This window comes from Floccifex sp. (genome assembly GCF_051873495.1).
Lineage (GTDB): Bacteria > Bacillota_I > Bacilli_A > Erysipelotrichales > Erysipelotrichaceae > Floccifex.
This window is the reverse complement of record NZ_JBJEEX010000072.1, coordinates 1-8,839: the sequence shown is the minus strand read 5'-3', so window position 1 is coordinate 8,839 and position 8,839 is coordinate 1. Positions and strand designations below refer to the sequence as shown.

Genomic DNA, 8,839 nt, shown 5'->3' with positions numbered 1-8,839 from the left:
CACCTGATGCTCCTAACAATACAATGTATGGTGCATTGTTTGTGATGATACCAGTGATAGGGTTAGCAGGCTTGTCATTTGTGAATTCTACAGCATTGCTTCCGTTATCATAAATCAAACCATCTTCAACACTTTCTGGCGTTTTATCTCCTAAATTTTTAGAAGTTGTACTAGATAAGCCTTGATTCAATGTATAAGATGGAGTGTATCCACTTGGAACATCAATTTCTTCTACAGTGTATGTAGTTCCTACAGGTAAATTTTCAAATGTTACTGATTTGTCATCTTGGAATCCATTGATTGTAAATGAAGTACTAGTAGCACCATTTGCATAGCTTAAACCATTAGTTAATGTAGGAAGTTGATATTGAGTTCCCGCATTGTCATACCATTCTGGGAAATCAAATGTTACTTTAAAGCTAAATTTATCATGAACAGGATCTGCCCCTGCACCTGTAACTTGTTTAGATAATGTTAAAGAGCTATATGCTTTATATTGGTTTTCGAAAGAAACTTTAGTTGTTTTCTTTCCATCTGTATCTTCATCTTTATCTACAGCTGTAATTGAGCTAACTACAACTTTACCTGACCCTGCGTTTTCTGCATTATTATTTGTTAAGTAGACACGAATTTTATATTCTGTTCCATCATATGTTACATTTTCATCATCTTCTACAATTGTTTCTTTTACTGAGAATTCATATTCTCCTGGAACTGCATTGTCTTTTGCACTAAATGCAATTTTTTCACCAGATTTTACTAATTCATTTCCATTTAAATCTAAACTTGAATATGAATAACTTACCGATGGAGTATAATTGATGTTGGCAGCAGCTTCTCCTACTGGAGTAACAGTAAATGTAAATGTTTTATTGATTGATGTAACTCCATCATCTACTAATAATGTTTTTTCTACTGGAACATTTCCATCTGTAATAATTTGATTTGAATTAACTTCTGCAAATACTGGACTAACAGCTGTAGCTAGAGCTAATGCACCGGCTAATACTACGAGTTTAATATTTTTTCTAAACATAATTTGTTTCCTCTTTTCTTATTCTTAAAGGTTTCGTCTTCTGCATACCAGAAGTACCGATCCCTTTATTTCGGACTTTTTAACAGGTCCGAATACTCGACTGTCCTGACTGTTTTCTCGATTATCTGCTAACAGGAATACTTCTCCTTCTTTTAGTTTTACTGGAAATGTTATTCCTTCTTTATATGGATAGGTTTCTTTATAGACGTGGCTTTCCTGTTGAACGAAGCCATTCACTAACAACTGTCCATCTTCGTTGATATCCACTGTATCACCTTCAACAGCGACGACTCTTCTAACAATTGTTCTATCTTTATACTCTATTACGACCGTATCTCCCATTATGTATTTTGAATTCATCTTGTAATAGGCTACAAGATCTCCTTCACAGAATGCTGGAGACATAGAGTCATCTGGATTTGCCATGAATCCAAAGCAGAATCCAAACAATACAATGAATATCACCGTAAGCATCCCGAGTTTTAACAGCAGGTCTTTGATGTCTTGTTTCAAAGCTTGACTTTGATTCATTAAATTAATACCTTTCAATAAATTGTTTGAATATCCAAACAATATTGATAAAATTGATATGAAATTATTAAACAAGAACTAATTGTTTAATAGTTTCTTTTGTATGTAGAGTAAGTTTTGTATCGTTCAAAAAACCTAACTTACTCTACATTTTTAATTGTCTTTTCTTTTTAAGAACTAAATAGATTGCACCTAATTCAACTACAATGATTCCAATCATTCCTAATGAAGAATGATTATCATCACCGATACCAGTTAATGGAACGGCTTGTTTGTCATTTGTGATAACTACATGTTGTCCATTTTCAGTAACAGTAAAATTAAATGTCTTACCATTTGTTTCAGTTGGATCAATGTTAGTTAATTCATTAATACTTGGTCCATATCCTAAAGTTGTTGTATAGCCATCCGCATTAGATTCTGTGATTGTTAATGTAGAACCAATTGGAACATCTTTAATAATTTTAATATCATCGTGTCCATCATTATCAAAATCAGTTAATGAGAATGGTTTTGCTTCTCCATCGTCAATCTGATATGTGAAATTAAACATTTCATCACGATTTCCAAATGCGCCTGTTACATCTTTATGAACGGTAATGTTAACTGTATTTTTTTCGAACTTAGCATAGTAAGTCACATCAGTCCAAACATCATTTTCACCTTTTTCAGGTGTCAATTTGTTTGTGTTTGCATCAACCCAACTACTATTTACTGGAATTTTACAAGTATCGTCTGTAAACCATCCAACAAATTTGTATGTATCATTTGCAGTTGGTGTCGAACCTTGTACAATTCCTGTTTGAACTTTTAACTCTTCGCTAGAATTACTTAAAGATCCACAACCATCAGGTCCTATTACTACATAGTTAATAGTTGCTTCGTTTTCTTTGTAGTAGAAGTTGATAACATTTAATTTAGCATTTGTTCCTTCTTCAATCTTAATTGTTAAAGTTTGAGAAGTTGGATCTACTGCTGTGTAATTAGCAATATCGATTGCACTTTCAGAAATAACTTTTCCATATAAATCAGTTCCAGTTTTAGGATTAGCTAATTGTTTACCTGAACCTTGTTCTAGATAATGAACTTCATATGGATAAGAATTACGCGTATAGTACAATTTTAATTCCAAACCATTTTCGGTTAATTCACCACTTGCAACAGTTCCTTCAACCGTTTTATCAAGAGTAAATCCTGGAATTGTCATTGGATCTGCATTGTATGTTTTTCCAATATCACCAACAGCTTGACTTGAAGCATATTCAGTCCATGTTTCACCATCAGTATTTTGTGTATAGTGAGTGATCTTATAGTAGGCATGAGTTGTATCTTCTGTATAGTAGAAGATAATTTCATTTACTGCGCCTTCTTCACCAGAAACTACTAAACGTTTTTGATAAGCATCCGGCATCATTCCATCTACTGGAACAAATGTTTCTGTAACAACAGCTTTACGGTTATCACTAACTGTTTTTTCATCAGCAACTGGATCTCCAGTTTCCTTATTTAGGTATTTAACTGTGTAAGGAACCGCTTCTTTTTGTATATACCAGAATGTGAATGTATTGTTAGCTTCATTTTCAATGTCAATAGTTAGAGAATGACTCTTAACTACAGGGAAATAACCTTCTTGATAAGTAGTATATAAATCTGTTTCACCTTTAGCATCAAATGTCTTCGTGATACCAGCTAATCCACTACCTTCTGTTGGCGTAGCAACATCAGTATCTGTTCCCTGAATCTTGTAATAGATTGTGTATTTTTTCAAAACATTTGAACTCCATTTACCGTATACTTTTAAATCTTTGTTGATAGGCATATTAGCAAAATCAAATGCCTTTTCTTCACCATCTTCCATGTAGAACCATCCAATAAACGAATAATTTCCATTTGTTGGTGTAGCTGGAACTTTATCTACTTTACTTCCATGGCTAACGCTTAAATCAGGATGAGTATCACCAATCTTTGTTCCGACTGTCATTGCATCTTTATCTAAGTAGAATTCAACAGTATGTGTAACTGGAACCCATTTAGCGTAAAGAATCATATTATCAGCAGGCATTTTGGCAGTATCTAAATTAACTGGGTCTCCAGTACCTTCAGGATTTAAATACCAACCACCAAATACTACAGAACCTTTTTCATATGCTTTTGGAGCTTCCGGAGTATAAGATTTAAACTTAGCAAACGATTCTTCGTATTCAACTGATTCAGATTTCACAACATCATATCCATCATTAAAATCAAGTGTATAACTATTTCTTAAATAATATAAATACAAATCATTGTTCTTACTAAAATCTTTCCTATTACTACTAAATCCAGCTATACTCGCTGAATAACGAGTAAATCCTTCCATTTCATGGTATTCTTCATCATATGTAGCATAGTTAAAATATGTATTTACTTTTTTATTTAATGTAAAATTTGCAGTTGATGAAGGCCAAGTATTTTCTGACACATTTGCTCCAACATTTTCAACATAATAATAAATAGTTTTTAATGTATTACTACTCTTATCATATAGTTTGAATGTGGCATTGAATTTAGGCATAATGTCTAGTGTTTGAAGCGCATAACCATATTTACTACTTTCTGTACACTCCCATGCACGTCCGTTATATGTTGTGTTAAATGGTGCTTCACTAAATTTTCCTGAAATTGAAGCTCCCCATTTATCTGTAATGGTTGCTACTGTTTTATTTCCATCTTTAAACGTCAGTGTGAATTGAGTACGATCAAAATACACGTTCATTACTGTAGAACCATCTGCAGCAACAGTTACTTCATCAGAGCGAACATATGTCCATAGACTTGTATCCATTCCAGATGCATTTGTATTTAAATAACAACTATCACTATGTGTATGTTCTTGTTTATCACATGTTAGTGTGTAGCAACCAGGGAATGAATGAGTGTGGTTTACCAATCCACAAGAATAACAAGAATCGGTATGTGTATGAGTACAGTTGAATGTTATTGTTTGTCTATCATCTGTCCAAAGATCAGTTCCTGCGCAATACCAAGTTTCACCAATTTTAACGTAATAATGTGTACCTCTCCAATTGCTATAAGTCCATATTCCATTTCCTGCATCTGCTAAATTTTCATCAGGTTTTGTAGTTTCTTTAAGAGAGTAAATATAACCACCAACTGTATAACAATCCACAGTATGTGAAGTATGACTACAAGATAAAGTACATCCATCTTTTACATGATCGTGTTCTGGAGTTGTGCATGTTAATTCATAACATTCATCTTGTGTATGTTGATGTGTTTCTAATCCACATACCAATTGATTTGAACCGTATGTAATCGTTGATCCAGGTTTTGCATAGATTTCCGATGATTTAATGTATGAATATCCTTCATCATCGGCATTTTCTCCCCAGATAACAATTGATACCTTCGCTGTCTTATCTGCTTCCCACAATGCTTTATAAGTTACATTGCCTGCTGGCATAGTTTCTGGTAAATCTACTGCTGTTGTTCCATCTAAAGACCATCCTTTAAATTCATATCCAGCTTTTGTTGGTGTTCCAACATTTTCTATCTTTGCACCATATCTTGCATAGATAGGTTCCACTCCATATCCACCATCTAAGTCAAAGTTCATTAAATAATAGTAACGATCATAGTAAACTTCTACTACTGTACTTCCATCAGCAGCAATAGCTGGTTTTTCATATAATAATGGATAGAAACCTGCATAAGTGTTCGCTACACCAGGAACAGTTGAGTTTGTTAATCCTTGTTTTGGTTCTTGAGCAACTTGTGTGTAATTGTCATTATCTACATTTTGTTGATAGTGAATTACCGTGTAGTCTACATTTGTTGGTTTATATGTAACTGTATATGTTACATCGGCTTGAATATCTGTGATATTTAAATCAATAGATGTACTTGTGACTGTTGATTCTCCAATATATGGTAAATAACCTTGTACAGTTGGATGATTTACTGTTGTAGTAAAGTTAGATCCTGCTGCTAGTGATGCAGTGTATGGATCTGCTGCAATATTGTTGTTTTCAAATACATAGTTAATCACAACGTTATAAGTAGTTGTTGCAGGTGTTCCACCTTCACCATCCGCCAATGTCATTGGTTGATTGCTTTGGTCTTCATTATCATCTGAGAAGGTAACCATTCTAGCTTTGGCAGGAGTAGATGTTTGTTCTTCTTGTTGTACAGAATCATCTACTGTAACAGAGATTGGATTGGATACAACTTCTTGGTCATCTACAGTTGCTTGGCATCGAACTTGTGCAACTCCTCCATTTAATAAATTCGCAATCATGGCATAACTAAGATTAATAGTATTTGAGTTCGTTCCTGTGATATCAACCCATTGATCATCGCTGACTAGAATTTGCCATTGATAGTTTGTTCCTCCTTCTATTGAAGCAACAAGTGTTTCTTTTTCTTTTGATGTGGATGAAACAGTTGTTGAATTCACTACTTCATTGTTTTCATTCACAACTTGAATAGATGAATTCATCTCAGTGTCTTCGGCTTTGATGAAAGAACTAGCTTGTACAAGCCCAAAACACATAGTTGCTGCAATCAGGCATGGAATAAAGCGTTTTATCATTCTTTTCATGTTTTACCTCCTTTCTTTCATACTAAAAATTACTTTAGTATTACACTCTAAATTTTACCCCCCCCCCGTATATAGTTGTCAACGTAACTAAGGTTGTCATTTCTTCCATTAATCCCGTATTTTAGACTAAAAAAGACTTGGTTTACTGTTCCAAGTCTTGTTTGTGTAACGATTTTATAAAGCGGATTAATATTGTGATGGCGATGATGGATAAAATAAATTCCGCACAGAATTGGGCATAGGCCAATCCATATAATGGATAAAAATGATCAAGAATAAATAATGCTGGTATTTCTAAAACTACTTTTCTAAGTATCGCAAATACTAAAGTAATTGTTCCTTTTCCACATGCTTGAAAGATTCCTACACAAAGGAAATCTAGGGCAAGGAAAGGAAGAGCAAGTGACATTGCTTTTAGGAATTTTGTTCCATATTGTACAATTTGTACATTTTCCATAAATAAGGTCATTAAAGTTGGACTGGCAAATTGATAAATCACCACCATTGTCACCATAAATGACATCGATACTTTCACACTAAAATAAATAGCTTCTTTCATTCGTTTATGATTTTTAGAAGCATAGTTATAGCTTACCAATGGCATAATTCCCTGTGAAAATCCTTGGGCTATATACATTGGAACCATATTAATTTTCTGAGCAATTCCCATGGCAGCAACAGCTTGGGATCCATATCCTGAAGTAAAGTTATTTAATATTGTCATCCCAGTTACATTTAATAAATTTTGAATAGAGGCTGGTACTCCTACTCCAAATACTCCTAACACAATGTCTTTTCGTATACAAAACATTTTGGGTTGAATACAAACATAGGTTGTTTTTCGTTTTACATATAGAAGAACAAAGAAATATATACAAGCTACACAGTTTGAAATAAACGTTGCCAATCCTGCACCTGCAGCTCCCATATTTAGTGTTTGTGGAAGAATAAATAATGGATCTAAAATAATGTTTAATAAACATCCACTCATTGTTCCAATACTGGCGTGTAGTGTAGCTCCTTCTGCTCTTACTAAATAGGCCATAACAACATTTAGTATTGCAGGAATGGCACCACATCCCACTGTCCATTTTAAATAATTTCTTGTGGCATCAATAGTAGAAATATCACATCCTAATAAATTTAAAAAGAAGGGTTGAAATGATAAATATATAATTGAAAATAGTAGTCCACAACTTAAGGCACAATAAAAACCAAAAGCAGAACTCCTTGAAACTGTATCTTCATCTTTTCTTCCTAAAGCCCTAGACATCATAGAAGAAGAACCCACACCAAATAAATTATTTATGGCATTAAAAGCTAATAATAAAGGTGCTGCTAAAGTTACTGCTGCATTTTGTATTGGATTATTTAACATTCCTACAAAATAAGTATCCGATAAATTATAAATTACCATAACTAAACTCGATAACATCGTAGGAATGGCTAAGTTCATTACGGCTTTTGGAATCGGTGTAGATTCAAATAAATCTTGTCTTGAATTATCCTTCACTACTTTCACCTTCTTCTAAATATTTGCTTCCCCATTTATATAATTCAAAAAATACCGGTAATAAAGCTTTTCCTTTTTCCGTTAAAGAGTACTCTACTTTAGGAGGAATTTCATTGTATTGTTTACGAATAATAATGCCTTTTTCTTGTAGATCTTTTAAAGCTCTTGATAAAGAAGCCTGGGTAATATTAGAAATATTTCTTTGAAGTTCATTAAACCGAACTGTTTCATTAATCGCTAATTCATAAATAATACGTATATTCCATTTCCCTTCAAATATTTTTAAAGACCTTAATACCGGACAATTTTCATTGCGATCACTTGTCTGCAAAAACTTTAAATAATCTTCTGGTGTATTCATGTTCTCACTCTCCTTAATGATACTTACTCACAATAAATATCCTACTTCTCATATTTATTTACAGTATTATAATTATACTAGTATAAATATGATATTAAAAGGAGAGCATATGAAAACACTAGTCGTATATTATTCCTATGAAGGAAATTGTGAACAAATCGCAAAACATATTCAATCTAAATTAAACTGTGATGTATTACGTATTGTTCCCGAAAAAGAAAACATTAAGAAAAGTATGATGCGTTTTGTATGGGGTGCTAAAGAAGTATTCATGATTAAGAAACCTAAGCTACAACCATATCAAATCAACCTAGATGAATATGATCAAATTATTTTTGGTACTCCCGTATGGTTTGGAACCTATGCTCCTGCTATCAATACGTTTTTATGTGATAATAAAATTGAAAATAAAAGAATTGGTATTTTTATATGTGATGGAAACAATAAACAAAATACTTTCCAAGACTTTGAAAAAGCTTTATCCAACAATGAAATAATTTCTACCCTTGAATTAGTTTATCCTATTAAAAATGGAATTAAACAAGCTTATCAAAAAGTAGATGAATGGCTTACAACATTATAAGTAAGGGATCCTCTTGAAAAAGAGGATTTTTTAATTAATTTATAACAATAATATAATGCCCATATCACAAACTTTAAAATCATTAAAATTTTTCAATTCTTTTTTTACAAATCTCAATTTTTTTCGAATTATATAATGAAGGAGGAAAAAAATGAACTTAGATACCATCGCAAAGAAAATAAATGCGAATAAAAATGTGATTGCGATATACGCAA

At 32.7% G+C, this 8,839-nt stretch carries 6 protein-coding genes; 1 reads left to right on the top strand and 5 read right to left on the bottom strand.

Annotation, left to right across the window (positions count from 1 at the left end; all coding sequences use genetic code 11):
* From ACI313_RS04540 to ACI313_RS04520, 5 genes are all read right to left on the bottom strand, one after another.
* The coding region (locus tag ACI313_RS04540) for a DUF7601 domain-containing protein (protein ID WP_439755395.1) at positions 1-1,036 on the bottom strand (1,036 nt) is incomplete at its 3' end.
* A 24-nt stretch (positions 1,037-1,060) separates the two neighbouring features.
* A complete protein-coding gene (gene lepB / locus ACI313_RS04535) occupies positions 1,061-1,567 on the bottom strand; it encodes a signal peptidase I (RefSeq protein WP_439755394.1) in 507 nt (168 codons plus the stop codon).
* 145 nt (positions 1,568-1,712) lie between these two features.
* Positions 1,713-6,167, bottom strand: coding sequence for an InlB B-repeat-containing protein (locus tag ACI313_RS04530; RefSeq protein WP_439755393.1), 4,455 nt, complete (start codon positions 6,165-6,167; stop codon positions 1,713-1,715).
* A gap of 142 nt (positions 6,168-6,309) precedes the next feature.
* Positions 6,310-7,680, bottom strand: a complete 1,371-nt coding sequence (locus ACI313_RS04525; RefSeq protein WP_439755392.1) for an MATE family efflux transporter — start codon at positions 7,678-7,680, stop codon at positions 6,310-6,312.
* Positions 7,670-8,041 carry a winged helix-turn-helix transcriptional regulator gene (locus ACI313_RS04520; RefSeq protein ID WP_320608778.1) on the bottom strand — a complete coding sequence of 124 codons (372 nt, stop codon included), beginning with the start codon at positions 8,039-8,041 and terminating at the stop codon, positions 7,670-7,672. Before ACI313_RS04520 ends, ACI313_RS04525 begins: the two co-directional genes overlap by 11 nt.
* A gap of 109 nt (positions 8,042-8,150) precedes the next feature.
* Between ACI313_RS04520 and ACI313_RS04515 the strand changes: the two genes are divergently transcribed.
* Entirely contained in the window at positions 8,151-8,624 is a 474-nt protein-coding gene (locus ACI313_RS04515) for a flavodoxin family protein (protein ID WP_439755391.1), read from the top strand.
* Positions 8,625-8,839: the final 215 nt, after the last annotated feature.

Excerpts from the sequence above, each read along its gene's own strand:
- lepB (WP_439755394.1), bottom strand. The coding sequence starts at position 1,567 with ATGAATCAAAGTCAAGCTTTGAAACAAGACATCAAAGACCTGCTGTTA.
- ACI313_RS04530 (WP_439755393.1), bottom strand. The coding sequence starts at position 6,167 with ATGAAAAGAATGATAAAACGCTTTATTCCATGCCTGATTGCAGCAACT.
- ACI313_RS04520 (WP_320608778.1), bottom strand. The coding sequence starts at position 8,041 with ATGAATACACCAGAAGATTATTTAAAGTTTTTGCAGACAAGTGATCGC.
- ACI313_RS04515 (WP_439755391.1), top strand. The coding sequence starts at position 8,151 with ATGAAAACACTAGTCGTATATTATTCCTATGAAGGAAATTGTGAACAA.